The organism is Nonomuraea mangrovi (assembly GCF_042681425.1).
Classification (GTDB): Bacteria; Actinomycetota; Actinomycetes; order Streptosporangiales; family Streptosporangiaceae; genus Nonomuraea; species Nonomuraea mangrovi.
Window position 1 is genome coordinate 1 of record NZ_JBHUFV010000047.1, and the last position, 16840, is coordinate 16840.

The 16840-nt window shown below is 70.3% G+C and carries 18 protein-coding genes; 8 read left to right on the forward strand and 10 right to left on the reverse strand.

Features of this window, described 5'->3' with window-relative positions; translation table 11 throughout:
- The first annotated feature begins 320 nt into the window (after window positions 1-320).
- Both ACFSKW_RS30035 and ACFSKW_RS30040 read left to right on the forward strand, forming a co-directional pair.
- A complete protein-coding gene (locus ACFSKW_RS30035) occupies window positions 321-1778 on the forward strand; it encodes a hypothetical protein (RefSeq protein ID WP_379575839.1) in 1458 nt (485 codons plus the stop codon).
- Window positions 1779-1789: 11 nt separating this feature from the next.
- Window positions 1790-1924 carry a hypothetical protein gene (locus tag ACFSKW_RS30040; protein ID WP_358127072.1) on the forward strand — a complete coding sequence of 45 codons (135 nt, stop codon included), beginning with the start codon at window positions 1790-1792 and terminating at the stop codon, window positions 1922-1924.
- Window positions 1925-2298: 374 nt separating this feature from the next.
- On the opposite strand, the gene ACFSKW_RS30045 is transcribed toward ACFSKW_RS30040, so the two are convergent.
- The 6 genes from ACFSKW_RS30045 to ACFSKW_RS30070 form a co-directional block, all read right to left on the reverse strand.
- Entirely contained in the window at window positions 2299-3180 is an 882-nt protein-coding gene (locus ACFSKW_RS30045) for a sigma-70 family RNA polymerase sigma factor (protein ID WP_379575840.1), read from the reverse strand.
- A 9-nt stretch (window positions 3181-3189) separates the two neighbouring features.
- Window positions 3190-3576 carry an STAS domain-containing protein gene (locus ACFSKW_RS30050; protein ID WP_379575841.1) on the reverse strand — a complete coding sequence of 129 codons (387 nt, stop codon included), beginning with the start codon at window positions 3574-3576 and terminating at the stop codon, window positions 3190-3192.
- 100 nt (window positions 3577-3676) lie between these two features.
- Window positions 3677-4654, reverse strand: coding sequence for a phosphotriesterase family protein (locus tag ACFSKW_RS30055; protein WP_379575842.1), 978 nt, complete (start codon window positions 4652-4654; stop codon window positions 3677-3679).
- A 43-nt stretch (window positions 4655-4697) separates the two neighbouring features.
- The gene (locus ACFSKW_RS30060; RefSeq protein WP_379575843.1) at window positions 4698-6083 is read right to left on the reverse strand and encodes a methionine--tRNA ligase; all 1386 of its coding nucleotides are present in this window, start codon (window positions 6081-6083) and stop codon (window positions 4698-4700) included.
- Window positions 6084-6288: 205 nt separating this feature from the next.
- On the reverse strand, window positions 6289-7533 hold the full coding sequence (locus tag ACFSKW_RS30065; RefSeq protein WP_379575844.1) for an APC family permease: 1245 nt from the start codon (window positions 7531-7533) through the stop codon (window positions 6289-6291).
- A 191-nt stretch (window positions 7534-7724) separates the two neighbouring features.
- Window positions 7725-8189, reverse strand: a complete 465-nt coding sequence (locus ACFSKW_RS30070; protein WP_379575845.1) for a universal stress protein — start codon at window positions 8187-8189, stop codon at window positions 7725-7727.
- Between the two features lie 95 nt (window positions 8190-8284).
- On the opposite strand from ACFSKW_RS30070, the gene ACFSKW_RS30075 reads away from it, so the two are divergent.
- On the forward strand, window positions 8285-8650 hold the full coding sequence (locus ACFSKW_RS30075) for a hypothetical protein (RefSeq protein ID WP_379575846.1): 366 nt from the start codon (window positions 8285-8287) through the stop codon (window positions 8648-8650).
- Between the two features lie 4 nt (window positions 8651-8654).
- On the opposite strand, the gene ACFSKW_RS30080 is transcribed toward ACFSKW_RS30075, so the two are convergent.
- Window positions 8655-9341, reverse strand: a complete 687-nt coding sequence (locus ACFSKW_RS30080; RefSeq protein WP_379575847.1) for a DUF998 domain-containing protein — start codon at window positions 9339-9341, stop codon at window positions 8655-8657.
- Between the two features lie 238 nt (window positions 9342-9579).
- Between ACFSKW_RS30080 and ACFSKW_RS30085 the strand changes: the two genes are divergently transcribed.
- Genes ACFSKW_RS30085 through ACFSKW_RS30095 form a run of 3 tightly spaced genes read left to right on the forward strand, consistent with a single transcriptional unit; the run spans window position 9580 to window position 12050 of the window.
- Complete coding sequence (locus ACFSKW_RS30085) at window positions 9580-9930, forward strand: MerR family transcriptional regulator (RefSeq protein WP_379575848.1); 351 nt, start codon at window positions 9580-9582, stop codon at window positions 9928-9930.
- Window positions 9927-10862 carry an aldo/keto reductase gene (locus tag ACFSKW_RS30090; RefSeq protein WP_379575849.1) on the forward strand — a complete coding sequence of 312 codons (936 nt, stop codon included), beginning with the start codon at window positions 9927-9929 and terminating at the stop codon, window positions 10860-10862. The genes ACFSKW_RS30085 and ACFSKW_RS30090 overlap by 4 nt, the downstream gene beginning before the upstream one ends.
- A 54-nt stretch (window positions 10863-10916) precedes the next feature.
- Complete coding sequence (locus tag ACFSKW_RS30095; RefSeq protein ID WP_379575850.1) at window positions 10917-12050, forward strand: sensor histidine kinase; 1134 nt, start codon at window positions 10917-10919, stop codon at window positions 12048-12050.
- On the opposite strand, the gene ACFSKW_RS30100 is transcribed toward ACFSKW_RS30095, so the two are convergent.
- Window positions 12022-13173 (reverse strand): low temperature requirement protein A, encoded by a 1152-nt coding sequence (locus ACFSKW_RS30100; protein WP_379575851.1) that lies wholly within the window; start codon window positions 13171-13173, stop codon window positions 12022-12024. The two genes, ACFSKW_RS30095 and ACFSKW_RS30100, sit on opposite strands and share 29 nt — an antisense overlap.
- 17 nt (window positions 13174-13190) lie before the next feature.
- Window positions 13191-14105 carry an anti-sigma factor RsbA family regulatory protein gene (locus tag ACFSKW_RS30105; protein WP_379575852.1) on the reverse strand — a complete coding sequence of 305 codons (915 nt, stop codon included), beginning with the start codon at window positions 14103-14105 and terminating at the stop codon, window positions 13191-13193.
- Between the two features lie 214 nt (window positions 14106-14319).
- On the opposite strand from ACFSKW_RS30105, the gene ACFSKW_RS30110 reads away from it, so the two are divergent.
- Entirely contained in the window at window positions 14320-14898 is a 579-nt protein-coding gene (locus ACFSKW_RS30110) for a DUF1707 domain-containing protein (protein ID WP_379575853.1), read from the forward strand.
- Between the two features lie 37 nt (window positions 14899-14935).
- On the opposite strand, the gene ACFSKW_RS30115 is transcribed toward ACFSKW_RS30110, so the two are convergent.
- Window positions 14936-16276 (reverse strand): APC family permease, encoded by a 1341-nt coding sequence (locus ACFSKW_RS30115; protein WP_379575854.1) that lies wholly within the window; start codon window positions 16274-16276, stop codon window positions 14936-14938.
- 110 nt (window positions 16277-16386) lie between these two features.
- Here ACFSKW_RS30115 and ACFSKW_RS30120 point away from each other — a divergent pair, with 110 nt between their 5' ends.
- Entirely contained in the window at window positions 16387-16761 is a 375-nt protein-coding gene (locus tag ACFSKW_RS30120; protein WP_379575855.1) for a hypothetical protein, read from the forward strand.
- The last annotated feature ends 79 nt before the right edge of the window (window positions 16762-16840 follow it).

Genomic DNA, 16840 nt, shown 5'->3' on the forward strand with positions numbered 1-16840 from the left:
CCCCGCCCGCCAGCGACGACCCCGCACACCCAGCGCCACCGAACGACCGTCACACCACCCGCGCCACCGAACGACCGTCACACCACCCGCGTCTCCGGGCGAGCGAGCGACGGTCCCGCCGGTCGGCATTGCGCCCCGCCGTGCTTCCGCCCGCATCGAGCCAGGCGCCACGTCACTCACCCTCATGCGGCACCGACACTGCGGATCCCGGCCCGGAAGGCGGGTCCGCTCTCCCGGCATCGGCCCGGCCCCGGTTCAGCGGCGAGCGGACGGAGCGATGTCCCGACCCATCGAGTGGGTACGGTCGTGGAGTGGGTGCGATGGACGAGACCAGTGACCTCTACCGCGACGCCGTACGGCAGGCTCATGACCTGCTGAGGTGGCGATCGCCGTTGCGGGCCGAACTGTGGGCGAGCCGGCTGGCCGCCGAATGGCACGACGACGAGGAGGCCGCGCGGGCGTTCGTGGAGCGCGCCGCCCACGAAGACACCCCCGAGGCGCGTCTGGTCCTCGCCGCGCTCGCCTCCATCGGCCAGCCCCCGGCCGCCGAGCCCGCCACTGAGGAGACGAGCACCGGGCCCGCGGAGGAGGGGACGAACGCTCGCGACACCTCCGCCGGCGAGCCGCGCGCCGACGATGAGACGAGCGCCGTCGAGGGGGCCGTGAGCGTTGAGACGCGCGTCGGCGAGACCCCCTCCAGCGATGAGACACGCATCGGCGAAACAACCGCGAACATGGAGGAACGCGTCGGCGAAGCGACCGCGAGGGTTGAGACGCGCGTCGGCGAGACCCCCTCCAGCGATGAGACGAGCGTCGGCGAGGCGACCGCCAACATGGAGGAACGCGTCGGCAAGACGACCGCGAGCGAGGGCCCTGCGGTTCGGTGGATGCGGCTCATGGGGCAGGCGCATCCCGAAGGCGCGTGGTACGGCACCGCCGACCCGTACGGCGAGCAGGCCCTCGCGGTCATCTCCTTCGTCTATCCCAACGGCAAGGAGCCCCACCTGGCGGTGGTCGGCATCGACCAGGCGAGCGGCGGGTTCGCCGTCGACGCGATGATCGAGGAGCCGAAGTTCCTCGACGATCTCGACGTCCGCCCGGCCGATCCCGTGAGGGTGGCGGGCCGGGTCATCGACGCGTTCGAGCTCACGGACGCCATCATGGGCGCGCCGGTCGCCGACACCTTCCCGAATGCTCGGGCGATCGTGCTGGCCCGTGCCCGCACCGCCGAGCGCTCCGCCGCTGGTGCAGGAGAAGCGGGGACGGGAGAAGCGGGGACGGGAGAACGAGAAGCGAGGGCGGGAGAAGCGAGAGCGAGGGCGGGAGAAGGGGCTGGCGTGGGAGGTCGGCCGTTCGAGGCAGAAGGTGCTGCGGGGCAGGGAGAGGACTCCTCAAGGGGTTCCGAGAGCCGGCGGCTGTCGCCGGACGACACCGTGGAACGCTTCGACGATCTCCCCGATGTGCCGGGCGCGAGTGAGGCGTTCGCCACTCTTGTGGAGTTCGTGGGCGACCGTCCGTCGTGGTGGAGTCCGGCGCGTGTCACCCAGTTCATCACCTCCTGGCTGCCCAGAGAGGCGATCATGAGCGAGGCCGCCATCGACGCGATGCCCCAGGTTCTGCGGGCCTGGACGCGCCACCTGGGAGATCATCCCGAGCTGCGCGCACGTGTCGAGGCCGACTCTCGGGACCTTCCGCTCCTCATGGCCGACGGGTTGCGGTTCAGTCTGGCCAAGCGGCTCAGGCTCGCCGAAAGGGAGCACCGGGGGACGGACCGCTGACCGGTGCGGCTATGCTGCGCAGTGACCTTTTCTGCGGCCCATTGAGGGAGAGCTACAGCATGTACAAGGAGTTCGCGGCCGAGGCTGTCGTCTGGGTGGTCCCGATCGTCGTCCTCATCGGCCTCGCCCTCATGATCACCGCCTGATCCAGGGTATTCGCTGATCCAGCCCGCGAGACGGCCCTTCCTACAGGAGCCGTCCGTGGGCTTTCGCTCGTTCCCGACACCGCGCTCAGCGGTTCGAGAGCGAGGCGGGCGGCCACCGGTTTCGCACATCGGGGCTCCGACCCGCGACCGAACCGACCCCGGTGGATGGCGGGCGCGGAGTGCCCGGCGAGGTAGACGGCGCTGGCGGGCCAAGAGCGCCGCTGAGGTGGACGGCGGGTGGCTGGCCAGAGTACCGCCGAGATGGACGGCGGGACCAAGAGTGCCGCCGAGATGGACGGGGCGGGTGGCGGGCCAAGAGCGCCCGGCGAGGTGGACGGCGGTGGCGGATGCGGGTGCCCCCCGAGGTGGGCGGGCTAGGACGCCCACGCCAGCAGGGGCCCGCCCTCGCGCAGCCGCCGCAGCGCCTGCCTCTCCAGCTGCCTGATGCGTTCCCTGGTCAGTCCGAGCGTGTCGGCGAGCTCCTGGTGGGTGAGCACCTTGCCGCCCGCCAGGCCGTACCGGCGTCTGATGATGAACGCCTCCCGCACCGGGAGCTCCCGCACCAGCCCGCGCAGTTCGGCGGCGAGGGCGCGCACCTCCGCGAGCTCCTGCACCTGCGGTATGTCGTCGTCGGCGATCAGGTCTCCGACGCTGGCCTCGCCGTTCTCGCCGACGGGGGTGTCGAGGCTGATCGTCTCCTGCGCGAGCCTGCGCAGCCCCGCGATCTGCTCGACGGTACGGCCGGCCGCGTCGGCCAGCTCGTCCTCCGCCGGCTCCCTGCCCAGGTCGGTGGACAGGCGCCGGGCGATTCTGGACAGGCGGGCGACCTCTTCAGCCACGTGGACGGGCAGCCGCACGGTCCTGCTCGTGTCGTTGATGCCGCGCTCGATCGCCTGCCTGATCCACCACATGCCGTAGGTGGAGAACTTGTATCCGCGCTTGTAGTCGAACTTCTCCACCGCTCTGATCAGCCCGAGGTTGCCTTCCTGGATGACGTCGAGCAGGGGAAGGCCCCGGTGGGCGTAGCGTTTGGCCGCGGAGACGACCAGACGCAGGTTCGCCCTGATCAGCCGGTCCCTGGCCCGTCTGCCGTCCCGCACGAGTGCCGGCAGCTCGGGCCGGTCGTCGCCGTGGGCGAGGAGATGCGCGGCGTAGAGACCCACTTCCACCCGCCGGGCGAGGTCGACCTCGTCCTCGGCGGCGAGCAGGGGGATTCTGCCGATCTCCTTGAGGTAGTCGCCTAACAGGTCAGCCATCCCGCCCGACTACCCGGCGAACGGCGGAGAATTCCCTGATTCGGAGAGTTCGGCGATGGCGAGTTCGGCGGTGTTCCTGATGTCGAAGAACTTGTCGAGGGCAGTGATCGCGAACAGGTGCTTGCAGCGTGCGTTGAGCCCCGACAGGAGCAGCCGCCCGCCGGAGGCGGTGACCGCCTTGTGGAGGTAGACCAGCACGGACAGTCCGGAGGAGTCGCAGACGCTGACGGCCTGCATGTCGATGACGATCATCGGAGGCTGGCTGAGATCGAGCGCCTTGGTGACTCGATCTCGCACCTCGGCCGCCGATCCGAAGTCGAAGTCTCCTGTGAGCCTCGCGATGACACAGGGACCTTGCAGTCCGAGGCTGATCGACAAGGCCTGCTCCGCAGTCACCCAGCTCCACCTACCCGTGTAGCACGCTTCGATCCCGCTACCTTACCGAAGGTCGCGGCGAACGCCTCGCCCACCCGGTGGCGCGTGGGCGGGCAGCGGGTCAGGAGAAGTAGCGGGCGGGGGTGCCGACCAGCATCTGATCGAGTTGCTCCTGGGTCACGCCGCGGGCCAGGAGCGCGGGGAGGACGTCGTCGTGGATGTGGTCGTAGCGCCAGTTCGGCGCCACCAGCGGCACCCCTTCGTCCCATTCGCCGGCGAAGTAGTCCATGAAGCAGGCCGCGTCGTGGCTGAGCACCATCCGGTCGGCGTAGCCTTGCTCGCACAGCGCGGCGATGGTGGCGACGCGCTGCCCGGTCGGGTTGTACATGTCGAGCCCGAACCGGTCCATGCCGAGGATGGCTCCGGTGTCGGCGAGCCTGCGCAGGTAGTCGAGATCGTTGCTGTCTCCGGCGTGTCCGACGACGACCTTGCGCAGGTCTACGCCTTCCTTGGCGAACAGGTCGAGCGCCTGCAGCCCGGATCGTGTGGCCGCGTCGGTGTGGACGGTGATGGGCGCGCCGGTGCGCACGTGCGCCTGCGAGGCGGCCCCGCACATGCGCTCGACGCCTTCGGTCAGGCCGCGCTTGTCGACGACGCACTTGATGAAGGCGGCCTTGACGCCGGTGTCGGCGATGCCCTCGGTGAGGTCGCGGACCATGTCGTCGACCATCGGGTCCGGCATGTCCATGAGCAGCCCAGGTCCGCGGTGCTCGTACGGGTGGGGCGGCAGGTCGTAGAAGTACAGTCCGGTGGCGACGATGATGTTGAGCTCGGGCACCTGCTCGGCGACGCGCTGGATGCGCGGGATGTAGCGCCCGAGCCCCCATACCGTCGGGTCGGCGATCGTCCGCACGCCCTTCGCCGCCACCGCCTTGAGCTTGCCGATCGCGTCGGCGACCCTGAACTCCTCGTCCCACCAGCCGCCCGCGCCATGGTTGTCCTTGTGCTCGGTCGAGAGGGCGAAGATGTGCTCGTGCATCAAGGTCTGGCCCAGGTCGCTGACGTCGACCTGGCCGCGGACGGTGGGAACGGTGGGCATGCGGAGCCTCCCATACCAACTGGTCTGTGCGCGCCAACCTACGTCAAAGGATCCGGGGGAACAACGGCGCGGGCGCGGGCAGCCGCTCCCCCTCCACCTGCGCCGCGACCTTCGCCGCCGCTCCCGGCACCAGATCCTCCAGATGGACGGCGAGCGCCCGGCACGCGTGGACGAGCGTCGCCAGCGCGACGTCAGGGTCGGGCTGCTTCCACGGCTGTTCGCGCTCGATGTACCTGTTGGCCTCCTCCACGATCGACCACACCGCCGCGGCGGCCGTCCTGAAGTCGAACTCCTCCAGCGCGGCGTGCACCCGCTTGCCGACGTCGGGCACGAGCGGCGCCACGTCGATGTCGGGCACGTGCCCGTCGCGGAACCTGTGGACCATGGTGACGACCCGCTTGACGAGGTTGCCGAGGCCGTTGGCCAGGTCCTCGTCGTGGCGGGCAGCCAGCCGGGCCTCGGTGAAGTCGGCGTCGCCGACGCGCGGCACCTCGCGCAGCAGCCACCAGCGCACCGCGTCGGTCCCGTAGCGGGCGACGAGCTCGGCGGGGTCGGCGGTCGCGCCGGACGACTTGGAGATCTTGCGGCCGTCGACGGTGAGGTAGTCGTGGACGTAGATCTCGGTCGGCAACGGCTGGCCCGCGGACAGCAGCATCGCGGGCCAGTAGACGGCGTGGAAGCGGATGACGCCCTTGCCCACCAGGTGGATCTTGCGGCCGTTCGACCACCAGCGGTCGTAGTCGTCCAGCGCGGTGACGTAGTTGGCCAGCGCGTCCCACCAGACGTAGACCACCTGCGTGGGGTCGTCAGGGACGGGGATGCCCCAGCCGCGGGCGCGATCCTGCGACCGGGAGATGCTGATGTCCTCCAGACCCGCCTCGATGAACGCCAGCACCTCGTTCCTGCGGGCGGCGGGCTCGATCCGCAGCCGGCCGTCGGCGATGAGCGCCTTCAGCTCGTCCTGGTAGCGGGACAGGCGGAAGAACCAGTTCTTCTCCGCGACCCTCTGCAGCGGGCCGCCGTGCTCGGGACAGGTGTCGTCGGTGGAGAAGGCCTCGCAGCCGACGCAGTACAGCCCGTCGTAGGAGCGCTCGTAGACGTCGTGCGCGGTGGCCCGCCACAGCCGCTCGACCCCCGCCCGGTGGGCGTGGTCGCGGCTGGTGCGGACGAAGGCGTCGAAGGACAGCGCCAGCGGCCCGCGCAGCGCCTCGAAAGCCTCGGCGTTGCGGTCGACGAACTCCTGGACCGGCACGTTCGCCGCCTCGGCCGCCAGGACGTTCTTGAGCGAGTTGTCGTCCGTCCCTGTCTGGAAGCGCACGGGTTCGCGCCTGCGGTAGTGCCTGGCCAGCACGTCCGCCTGGACGATCTCCAACGCGAAGCCCAGATGGGGACGGGCGTTGACGTAGGGGATGGTCGTCGTGATGTACATCGGAACCTCCAAAGGGGCCCCGGACATGCGAAGAGGCCCCGGTCATCAGGGCCTCTGCGAAGACGTCGGCGAGCCCCTAGGGGGCCATCATTCGCCGTGTCGTCATGGGCTCATGATAGCCCGGCGGCCCCGTGCGGCACCAGCGGACCGGCCCCCAGCCCCGCAGGGGCCCAGCGGACCGGCCCCGGCCCCGGCCCCGCGCCGGCTATCCGGGGGCGCGCACGTGGCGGCGCCACACCCACCACAGGCCGCCCAGCGCGAACACCACCAGGCCCGCCACCACCGACTCGGACGGCAGCGTGAACGCTAGCACCAGGCACAGCGCCAGCCCCACCAAGGGAACCGCCCTCGGCGGCGCCCCCTCGTCGGGCCCCAGCCTGAGGGCCGAGGCGTTGGCCACCGCGTAGTAGACGAGCACGCCGAACGACGAGAACCCGATCGCGCCCCGCAGGTCGACCGCCAGCACCAGCACGATCACCACAGCGGCCACCGCCGCCTCCGCCCGGTGCGGCACCCGTCTGACGGGATGGACGGCGTCGAGGAACCCCGGCAGATCCCGTTCCCTGGCCATCGCGAACGTGGTCCTGGACACTCCGAGGATCAGCGCGAGCAGCGCGCCCAGCGCCGCCACCGCCGCCCCCGCCCCGACCACGGGTGCGAGCCATCCCGCGCCCGCCCAGACCACGGTGTCGACGAGCGGGGCGGGCGACAGGCCGAGCCGTGCGGGGCCGAGCACCCGGAGCGTGGCCAGGGCGACGAGCGTGTAGACGGCGAGCGTGATGCCGAGGGCGAGCGGGATGGCCCTGGGGATGGTGCGTTCGGGATCGCGCACCTCCTCACCCAGCGTGGCGATGCGCGCGTATCCGGCGAAGGCGAAGAACAGCAGGCCCGCCGCCTGCAGGACGTCCCACAGGCCGGCGGGGTGGAGCTCGCCGGCGGTCGCCGTCGGCGCCTGGCCGCCGGTGAAGCCCGCGACCGCCACCGCCGCCAGCACGGCCAGGACGAGCGCCACGATGATGCGCGCCGCCATGGCCGAGCGCTGCACGCCGTACAGGTTGAGCACGGTCAGCGCGACGACCGCGCCGACCGCCAGCGGGACGGCCAGGCCGGGCGCGACGTAGGTGCCGAACGTCAGTGCCATCGCCGCGCACGACGCCGTCTTGCCGACCACGAATCCCCAACCGGCCAGGTATCCCCAGAACGGGCCGAGCCGCCGCCGGCCGTAGACGTAGGTGCCGCCGGACTCCGGATGGCGGGCGGCGAGCCTGGCCGAGGAGGTCGCGTTGCAGTAGGCGACGACGGCGGCCAGCGCGAGCGCCGCCGGCAGCCAACGGCCCGCGATGGAGGCGGCGGGCGCGAAGGCGGCGAAGACGCCCGCGCCGATCATCGCGCTGAGCCCCACGACGACGGCGTCGCCGGTGCCCAGCCGCCGCGCCAGACCTGACGCCATTCCGTCTTCCCTTCCGCAGAGCCAGAGATCCGAGAGAGAACCACTGTGCCCCATGGAGATGACATCCCCGGGTCTCCCACCGAAACCCTGGGGTGACACCACTCGGGTCCGCCCCCACGCCCCTGGAGTGGACACCTCGCTGGGTCCGCCGCACGAGACCCCGTCGACCCGCCCGCAGGCCGGGGCCCCGACTACTCCTCGGCTTTCTCGCCCTCCTTGGCCGGCACGATCAGCACGGGGCGTCCCGCGTGGTGCAACACCCGGTCGGACGTGCTCCCGAGCAGGAGCGACTTGACCCCGCCCATCCCCCTGGTCCCCGTCACGATCAATGTGGCGTCGAGCTCGTTCGCCACGTCGACGATCGTCGACCAGACCGCCGGCGAGTCGGACTCCCACCTGGGCGTGGCGTCCAGTCCCGCCTGTACGGCCAGCAGCGCCCCCTGCTCGGCCAGCTCCTTGGTGGCGGCCCGGACGGCCTCGTCCTCGGCCGTGGTGTCGACCGGCGCGATCATTCCCGCCGAGCCCCTGATCGAGGCGAGCGCCAGCCGCTCCCACACGCTGAGCACGACCGTCTCCTGACCCTTCAGCAGGGTTCCCGCATAGGCGATGGCCTCCTTGGCATCGTCCGAACCGTCGTACGCCACCAGAATGGTCATGTCGCTCTCCCCTGACGTCGTGATCTCCCCCCGCTTCTATCCCGCGACGTGCGTTTCATTCGTTTCGGACGCGCTCGGCGGGTAGGGCGAGACCTATGACCGTCACACAGTTCCGTGATCTCCCTCTCGCCGACCGCGACAGGGAGTGGGACGCCGCGGAGGCCGAGCGGCGCGTCCGGTCCTGGGCGAAGGCCGAGGACGCGCCCAACGCGAAGTACCGCGAAGCCCACATCTGGTACGACAGCGACAACGCCGACGAGTTCGGCGGCTACAAGCTGCCGATCGCCGACGTCGTCAACGGCACGCTCAAGGTCGTTCCCCGGGCGATCATGGCGGCGGGTGGCGTCGTGCAGGGCGCGAGGGGCGGGGTGAAGATACCGAAAGACGAGGTGGACCGGGTCAAGGCCCACCTCGCCAAGTACTACGCCAAGCTCGGGGAGACGCCCCCTTGGGAGCGTTGACCGCCTACGCGGCCAGCGACCGAGACGTCCGCACGGGAGCGTTCGCCGCTGGAGCGACGTGCTGGACGGACACCAGCCCGTGACCGCGGTGGGCCCTCCTGTGCGGTAGCCGTACCAGGTGGAGGCTCAGGAACAGCAGCAGCCCGAGCTCGGACACCACCACGAACCGCTGGGTGAGCCCCGCGGGGATGTCGGTGTTGCTCAGCGGGATCCCGAACATCCTGACCACGTAGGGGATCACAACCAGTACCAGCGCGGCCAGCGCGAAGCCGCTGAGCACCTTCATCGCCCGCGCGTAGCCGACCTTCGCCCTGGCCAGCAGCAGGCCCGCCACCGGCATCACCAGGAAGGCGACGAACCCGGCGTAGCGGTGGATGCCGCCCGACAGGGACAGCGGCAGTCCCGGCCTGTCGGTCGGGAAGACGCCGAGGAGGAACATGCACACCCCCCAGGCCGCCACCAGGGCCACGACCTTGCGGTCGGCGCCCGATCTGCGGAGCGCGGCGGCGATGAACGCCGCGCCGGCCGCGAACAGCGTCAGCGAGGCGGGCAGGAGCCACCCGATCGGGTGGAAGGCGTACTCGCTGATCAAGGTGTGCATCGGGTCGAGCCCGGCCTCCGTCTGCAGCGTGAGCATCGCGCCGGCACCCGTGCCGAGCGCCGCGAATCCACCGATGAGCAATCCCTTCATGCCCTCAACGCTCGTGGAACGCGGCGTTCCGGAGTATCGGAGATCGGCCCCACGCGCCCCCTGAACCGACCCTTACGACCTTGGTAGGACCATCCCCTGCGGCACCCCGATGACCTGGCGGAAGTCGACCCTTGGTGGGGCTGGCCCCCTCAGGGTGGGTACAGCCTGCTGCGGCTCCCGCGCCGGTCGACAGCGCCCCATTTGACTTCGAGTGCACTCTAAGGGCGACGCTGGAGACATGACGATCCAGGAGGCCGCGCGCCGGTCGGGGCTGAGCGCGCACACGCTGCGCTACTACGAGCGCATCGGGCTCATCCACTCCGTCGACAGGGATGGCAAGGGCCACCGTGACTACACGGAGCAGGACCTGACCTGGCTGGAGTTCCTGACCAGGCTCCGCAGCACCGGCATGCCGATCGCGGACATGTGCCGCTACGCCGACCTGCGGCGGCAGGGGCCGCACACCGCGCCCGAGCGCCAGCGGATGCTGGAGACCCACAGGGCCCGCGTGGCCGCCAGGATCGCCGAACTGGCACAGGACCTCGAGGTCCTGGACTACAAGATCAATTTCTACAAGGAGATGTCATGACCTCCAGGATCGGGCTCGGGTGCATGGGCATGTCCGAGTTCTACGGCGAAGCCAACGACGCCGAGTCGATTGCCGTCATTCACCGCGCCCTCGACCTTGGTGTGACTTTTCTAGATACCGCCGACATGTACGGCCTGGGGCGCAACGAGGAGCTCGTCGGCCGGGCCGTCAAGGGCCGCCGCGACGAGGTGTTCCTCGGCACCAAGTTCGGCATCAGGCGCGACGGCGGCGTCCGCAGCGTCGACAACGACCCCGCCTACATCCGCCAGGCCTGCGACGCCTCGCTCCAGCGCCTCGGCGTCGACCACATCGACCTCTACTACATGCACCGCCGCAACCCCGACGTCCCGATCGAGGAGTCGGTCGGCGCCATGGCCGAGCTGGTCGAGCAGGGCAAGGTCGGCCACCTCGGCCTGTCGGAGGTCTCGGCCGACACCTTGCGCAGGGCGCACGCCACCCACCCCATCCACGCACTGCAGAGCGAGTACTCCCTGTTCACCAGGGGCATCGAGAAGGAGATCCTGCCCGCGGCGCGGGAGCTGGGCGTCAAGCTGGTGGCCTACTCCCCCATCAGCCGCGGCCTGCTGAGCGGCGCGCTGCCGCCCGCCGACCAGTTGGCAGCCGACGACTTCCGCAGGGTCAACCCCAGGACCTCGGGCGAGGCGGGCGAGCACAACGCGGGGCTGGTCGCCCGCGTCGCCGAAGTCGCCGCCGAGGTGGGCTGCACGCCCGCGCAGCTCTCCCTGGCATGGCTGCTCGCCCAGGGCGAGGACATCGTGCCGATCCCCGGCACCAAGCGGCTGAAGTACCTGGAGGAGAACGCCGCCGCGGCAGGCTTCCCGCTGACCGCGGAGCAGCTGGCCACGCTGTCCGGCCTGGCTGACGCCGTTCAGGGTGCCCGCTATGCCGATATGTCGTCGATAGAGCAGTGATGTCCGTCTAGCGGGTGACTCGCGATCGCCTGGTCACGGCCTACAGTCGGACCCATGAGGCTCGACTGGGCGATCGCCGTGATCGTGGCCGTGTTCTCGCTGGCTGAGGAGATCGGCGGCCGCACCGGCGAGCCCGACCGCGCCCACCCGGCGTTGTGGATCGGGCTCGCCGTGGCGAGCGCCGCTCTGGTGGCCGTACGGCGGCGCGCACCGTTCGCCGTGCTGGCCGTCTACACCGTGTTCGGCGGCCTGGCGATCCCGCTGTCGGAGGAGACGCTGGGCGCATGGCAGTTCTACGTCGAACTGCTCCTGCTCTTCACGCTGATGGCGGAGGTCCCGCCGAGGAGCCGGCGGACGCCCGCGGGCCTGGCCCTCGCGCTCGGCTTCGTGGCCGTGATCGTCTTCACCGAAGCGCCCGTCGGGCCGGGCGACGTCGCCATCGCCCTGGTGATGACCGGCGTCGCGGCCGGCGCGGGCTTCGCCGTCCAGCGCTACAGGGAGGTCGCCGCCCAGGCGCAGGAGCGCGGCGCGCTGCTGGCCAGGGAGGCGGTCAACGAGGAGCGCAACAGGATCGCCCGCGAGCTGCACGACATCGTCGCCCACAGCGTCAGCGTCATGGTCATGCAGTCGGGCGCGGTGCGTCGCTGCCTGGACGAGGAGCAGGCACGCGAGCGGGAGGCGCTGACGGTCGTCGAGGAGGCGGGCCGCGAGGCCGTTCACGAGCTGCGGCGCATGCTGGGCGTGCTGAGATCGGGACACGAGCCGGGAGTCAACGTCCCCCAGCCCAGCCTGGCCCGCCTGGAGGAGCTGGTGGACCAGGTGCGCGTGGCAGGCCTCGACGTGAAGCTCGACGTGCGCGGCGAGCCCTCTCCGCTCTCGGCCGGCCTCGAGCTGTCGGCCTACCGGATCATCCAGGAGGCGCTGACCAACACGCTCAAGCACGCGGGACCGACCAGGGTGACGGTGACGGTGGCGCACCGGCACAGGGAGCTCTGCCTGGAGATCACCGACGAGGGCCCGGCGCCCGGCTCACCGAGCGGCCACGGGCCGCAGGAGCGGCGGGGTCAGGGCGGTCAGGGCCATGGCCTCATCGGCATGCGCGAGCGGGTGGCGCTGTTCGACGGGTGGCTGGAGGCGCGCCCCCTGCCCGGCGGCGGATTCACCGTGCGGGCCACGCTGCCCGCCTGATCAGCGTGGTCACCACCACCAGCGCGGCCACGATCACCGCGATGAGCGGGACGGCCGAAGGGGCGAGCGGGGCCAGGAGCACCAGGACGGCCGCGATGAGGAAAGCGGCGCTGTCGGCCCTGCCGTAGCCGTGCGGGCGGATGTGCAGCACCCACACCGCGACCAGGTAGACCGCGACGGGCACGGCCATCGCCAGTCCGGCCTGCGACCTGGTCAGCGCGCTCTCGCCGGTGACGAAGGCGACGACGACCTCGATGGCCGCGCCGACGGCTCCGATCGACGCGAAGATCACGTAGTGGCCGTACCCCCACGGTATCGCGGCCCTGTTGGAGGTGAGGATCTCGGGGGTCTCGGGTTCGAAGTAGATCCACCACAGCGAGAAGACGATCACCAGCGCGCCGACGGCCAGCACGATCAGCGAGGGCTTGGCGCCCTCGTCGGACAGCGCGCCCCGCACGGAGACGGTGGCGCCGAGGACGTTCTCGCCCATCATGATGATCGTGAACAGCCCGTAGCGCTCGGCGATGTGGTGCGGGTGCCAGGTGGTGGGCCTGCCACGCTCCGCCCACAGGGGCACGCACAGCTCGACCACCACACCCAGCGCGAACGCGGGCACCGCCAGCGGCTCGGGGACCACGAACAGGACCAGCCAGTAGACCATCGCCAGGCAGATGCCGAGCGCGTAGCGCCGCGCCACCCCCCGGTGCGCGGGATCGCTCGCGGCGGCCCGCAGCCACTGGAAGGCCATGGCGAACCGCATGATCAGGTAGCCGAACCAGAAGACCCGGTAGTCGTGGTGTTCGAAGGCCCTGGGCACCCCCGCCGCCAGCACGAGCACGCCCGACATCTGCACCAGTGTCATGACGCGGTAGACCCAGTCGTCGGTGTCGTAGGCGGAGGCGAACCAGGTGAAGTTCATCCACGCCCACCAGATGGCGAAGAACGTGGTGAGGTAGCCGACCAGCGCCTCTCCCAGGTGCCCGGCCGACAGCGCGTGAGCCAGCTGGCTGACCGCGAAGGAGACCGCGACGACGAAGAACAGGTCGAAGAACAGCTCCAGCGCGGTCGCGACGCGGTGCGGCTCGTCCCTCGCGCGCGCCCGCATCGAACGCAGCAGGGTCATGCCGCCGTCCTACCAGCTCATAGCGGCCGGTCGAAGTAGGCGCGCACCACCGTCGAACCCTCGCGCGTGTGGACGCGGACCAGGTCGCTGAGCAGGTTGACGATCAGCAGTCCCCGTGAGCCGGGGACGCGCGGGTCGACGGGGGACCTGCCGACGAGCGGGTCGGTGATGTGGCCGGCGTCGCTGACCTCGCAGACCAGGCGGCCCTCCTCGTACCACAGCCGCAGGACGCCCGAGCCGCCGCCGTGGTCGAGACTGTTGGCGCCCAGCTCGGAGACCGCCAGTTGCACGTCGTCGAGGCGGGTGCCGGTCATACCCGCGGCCATCGCCCACTCGTTGGCCAGGTGCCGTATCTGGGCGAGGTTGGCGCTGTCGAAGCGGAGCGCGACCGACGCGGGCGGCTCGTGGAGCGGCACGTTGTAGCCGTCGACCACCCTCATGGGGGCGTAGCGGACGCTGATCCGCTCGCCGCCGGAGTCCTGGAGGACGGGGTGGGTGAGTTCGGCGTCGTCGAGAACCTCGGGCTCGAGCCGCTTGGCGTCGTAGGGGCACATGATCGTGACATGGCGCCCGTCGAACGCCAGGTTGATCAGCGCCTCGTGCTGGGCGCAGGCGGGGTATTCGGTGCCGGTGCGGCCCGCCCAGACGGGCTCGCCGATCACCCGCACGTGGCGGTCGGGAAAGTGGTCGGCGAAGTCGCGCAGCACGCCGGGGATGATCCGGCCGGGGTTGCGGCCCACGACGGTCATGTCCAGCATCCGCACCTGCCCGGCCGCCTCGTCGAGCTCGTCTCTGATCAGCTCGAGATTGGGGCCAGGAACCGCCACCGCCACCGGTTCACCCGCCGCCAGTCCTGCGCGGATGAACGGGACGGTGCCCGAGAGGTAGTCCACGTCGTCCCTGTAGAAGAACGCCGGGTGCGCGAACGCCATATCAGTGAGGTTACCGCGACGGGGTGAGTTACACCTGATCATCGGGTATTACATAGGTACGTCCCACTGGAAGGATTCCTCTAGGTGAAGAAGCTCCAGCTGGTCCCCCGCCCCCGTCCCCCTCGCCGTCCCGTCCCCCTCGACCTGCGTACCCCCTCCGGCAGACCCCTCCCTTTCTGAGACCCCTTCCGAGACGCCGATGAATGATCGACGGATGCGCGTGTCCGACGCCGATCGCGAGCGGGCCGCGCAGCAGCTCCAGAAGGCCTTCGCCGAGGGCCGGCTGACTCCTGTGGAGCTGGACGAACGGCTGGAGCTGGCCTTCGCGGCCAAGACCTACGGCGATCTCACCGAGCCGCTGTCCGACCTGCCGGGCGCGGGCGCCTTCGTGCCCGCCGTCATCGCCGACGCGCACGCGGACGCGGTGGTGCTGGAGTCGAAGAGCGGCGACGTGAGCCGCTCGGGCGACTGGCTGGTGCCGCAGCGGCTGAAGATCGTGTCCAAGTACGGCAACGCCGGCCTCGACCTGTCGGAGGCGAGCGTCGAGCACCCGGTGGTCGACATCGAGTTCGACCTGAAGTACGGCTCAGCCAAGATCGTCCTGCCCGAGGGCGCCACCGCTAACACGGACGGCTATCAGGCGGGGTGGGGCGGCGAGGCCAAGGTGAGCGTGCCCTCGCGCCCCCGCCACGGCATCCTCCACGTGCGGATCACCGGCCGGATCAAGTACGGCGAGCTGAAGGTCCGCTATCCGAGGCGCTCGGTCGCCGACTGGTGGAGGGACGAGATGTGATCCGTGGCCGCCGCGGGCGGTACGGCGGCGGACGGGTTCAGTCCGGCGGGTTGATCTTGGTGATGTCGATCTCCTCGATGGGCCCGACGAAGATCCGGTTGATGAACCAGAGCACGACGCCGATGCCGACAAGGATCGCGGCCCGCAGGTAGACATCGCCCGAGCGGCCGGTGATCGGCAGAGTCAGGGTCAGGCAGACCACCGCACCGAGAGCGGGCATCCACGTGGGCGCGACGAAGTGCTCGTGGCGGACCCTGTCCTTGCGCAGCAACAGCACGCAGACGTTCACCAGCGCGAACACGAACAGCAGCAGGAGCACGGTCGTGTCGGCCAGCGGTCCGATGTCGCCCGTCGAGACCAGGACGGCGGCGATCGCCACCGTGAAGACGATCGCCACCCATGGCGTGGCCCTGGTGGGATGGACCGCCCCGAAGGCCGCGGGGATGATGCGCTGCCTGGCCATGCCGTACACGAGCCTGGAGGCCATCAGCATGTTGATCAGTGCCGTGTTGCCGACGGCGAGCAGCGCGATCAGCGCGAACAGTTTGGGCGGGAAGGCCAGGCCCGCCACCTTGACGACCTCCAGCAGCGGTCCCGTCGAGCCGACGAGGGTCCTGGTGTCGACCAGCATCGTGGCGGTGAAGGCGACCGCCAGGTAGATCAGCGCGGCGACCACGATCCCGCCGAACAGGGCGCGGGGGTAGTCCCGCTGCGGGTCCTTGGCCTCCTCCGCGAGGTTGACCGAGTCCTCGAAGCCGAGCAGTGCGTAGAACGCGAGCGCCGTGCCGCCGAGGACGCCGAGGAAGGCGCCGTTGGCCGGGTGGAACTCCAGGGCCCTGGCGGGCTCGCCCTGCCCGCTGAAGAGCGCGTAGATTCCGATGGCGACGATCACCAGTAGGCCGAAGGCCTCGATGATCGTCAGTACCACGTTGACCCTCACCGACTCGCTGATCCCCGCGAAGTTCACGACCGTGACCAGGCCGAGGAAGACGAACGCGCCGACGATCACCGGGAGTGTGACGAACTCCGCGAGATAGCGTCCGCCGAAGGCCCTGGCGGCGGTGCTGGCCGAGGTGATGCCGCTCATCATCACGGAGAAGGCCACGATGAACGTCACGAAGGGGATGTGAAACGCCTTGTTGGCGTAGAGGGCGGCGCCGGCGGCTTGGGGGTACTTGCCGACCAGCTCCGCGTAGGCGGTCGCGGTCAGCGCGGCCAGCAGGAAGGCGACGAGGAACGGCAGCCACAGCGCACCGCCGACGTACCCCGCCACCTTGCCCACCAGCGCGTAGATGCCCGCGCCGAGGATGTCGCCCACGACGAACAGAAGGAGCACTTTGCGCCCTATGACCCGTTTCAGCTCGTGACTCACCGTCATGCCATGACTCCTACCCGCGCATGTAACAGGTGATGTAAGCGGGATGTAAGTGAACATCAAGTCTGGCCCCATAATGTCCCTTCTGCTGGACATCCAACGAAGGGCACAGAATGCGTTTCCTCAAGCGGGCCATCACCGTCTCCGCGGCCACGCTGACTCTGGCCGGCCTCACCGCCTGCGGCGCCGTGGGCAACGCCGTCGACTGCAACGCGGTCGGCAACGAAGCCACGAAGATCATGACGGAGTGGTCGGGCAGCCTGTCCGCAGCCATGACCGACCCCGCCGCCATGGAGAAGGCCTCCAACACCGCCGCCGAGAAGTCCAAGGCCCTCGCGGCCAAGTACGACGGCGAGCTCGCCGCGGCCCTGAACGACCTGGCCGCCGGCTTCGAGAGCATCAAGGACCTCAAGGACGCCTCGAAGCTCACCGAGTTCACCGGCAAGATGCAGGGCTTCTCGACCAAGATCCAGAGCGCCTGCACCTGATGAACCGCCTGGCCGCCGCACCGCCTGTGGGGGGCAGCGCGGCGCGGCGGCCAGGGTCAGGCGCCCGGCTTGTCTACCC

Bases quoted from the DNA above. Each gene is read 5' to 3' on its own strand.
- ACFSKW_RS30115 (WP_379575854.1), bottom strand. From the start codon at position 16,276: ATGACGGTGAGTCACGAGCTGAAACGGGTCATAGGGCGCAAAGTGCTC.
- ACFSKW_RS30120 (WP_379575855.1), top strand. From the start codon at position 16,387: ATGCGTTTCCTCAAGCGGGCCATCACCGTCTCCGCGGCCACGCTGACT.
- ACFSKW_RS30065 (WP_379575844.1), bottom strand. From the start codon at position 7,533: ATGGCGTCAGGTCTGGCGCGGCGGCTGGGCACCGGCGACGCCGTCGTC.
- ACFSKW_RS30045 (WP_379575840.1), bottom strand. From the start codon at position 3,180: ATGGCTGACCTGTTAGGCGACTACCTCAAGGAGATCGGCAGAATCCCC.
- ACFSKW_RS30060 (WP_379575843.1), bottom strand. From the start codon at position 6,083: ATGTACATCACGACGACCATCCCCTACGTCAACGCCCGTCCCCATCTG.
- ACFSKW_RS30090 (WP_379575849.1), top strand. From the start codon at position 9,927: ATGACCTCCAGGATCGGGCTCGGGTGCATGGGCATGTCCGAGTTCTAC.
- ACFSKW_RS30075 (WP_379575846.1), top strand. From the start codon at position 8,285: ATGACCGTCACACAGTTCCGTGATCTCCCTCTCGCCGACCGCGACAGG.
- ACFSKW_RS30080 (WP_379575847.1), bottom strand. From the start codon at position 9,341: ATGAAGGGATTGCTCATCGGTGGATTCGCGGCGCTCGGCACGGGTGCC.
- ACFSKW_RS30035 (WP_379575839.1), top strand. From the start codon at position 321: ATGGACGAGACCAGTGACCTCTACCGCGACGCCGTACGGCAGGCTCAT.
- ACFSKW_RS30100 (WP_379575851.1), bottom strand. From the start codon at position 13,173: ATGACCCTGCTGCGTTCGATGCGGGCGCGCGCGAGGGACGAGCCGCAC.
- ACFSKW_RS30040 (WP_358127072.1), top strand. From the start codon at position 1,790: ATGCTGCGCAGTGACCTTTTCTGCGGCCCATTGAGGGAGAGCTACAGC.
- ACFSKW_RS30095 (WP_379575850.1), top strand. From the start codon at position 10,917: ATGAGGCTCGACTGGGCGATCGCCGTGATCGTGGCCGTGTTCTCGCTG.
- ACFSKW_RS30070 (WP_379575845.1), bottom strand. From the start codon at position 8,189: ATGACCATTCTGGTGGCGTACGACGGTTCGGACGATGCCAAGGAGGCC.
- ACFSKW_RS30110 (WP_379575853.1), top strand. From the start codon at position 14,320: ATGCGCGTGTCCGACGCCGATCGCGAGCGGGCCGCGCAGCAGCTCCAG.
- ACFSKW_RS30055 (WP_379575842.1), bottom strand. From the start codon at position 4,654: ATGCCCACCGTTCCCACCGTCCGCGGCCAGGTCGACGTCAGCGACCTG.
- ACFSKW_RS30085 (WP_379575848.1), top strand. From the start codon at position 9,580: ATGACGATCCAGGAGGCCGCGCGCCGGTCGGGGCTGAGCGCGCACACG.
- ACFSKW_RS30105 (WP_379575852.1), bottom strand. From the start codon at position 14,105: ATGGCGTTCGCGCACCCGGCGTTCTTCTACAGGGACGACGTGGACTAC.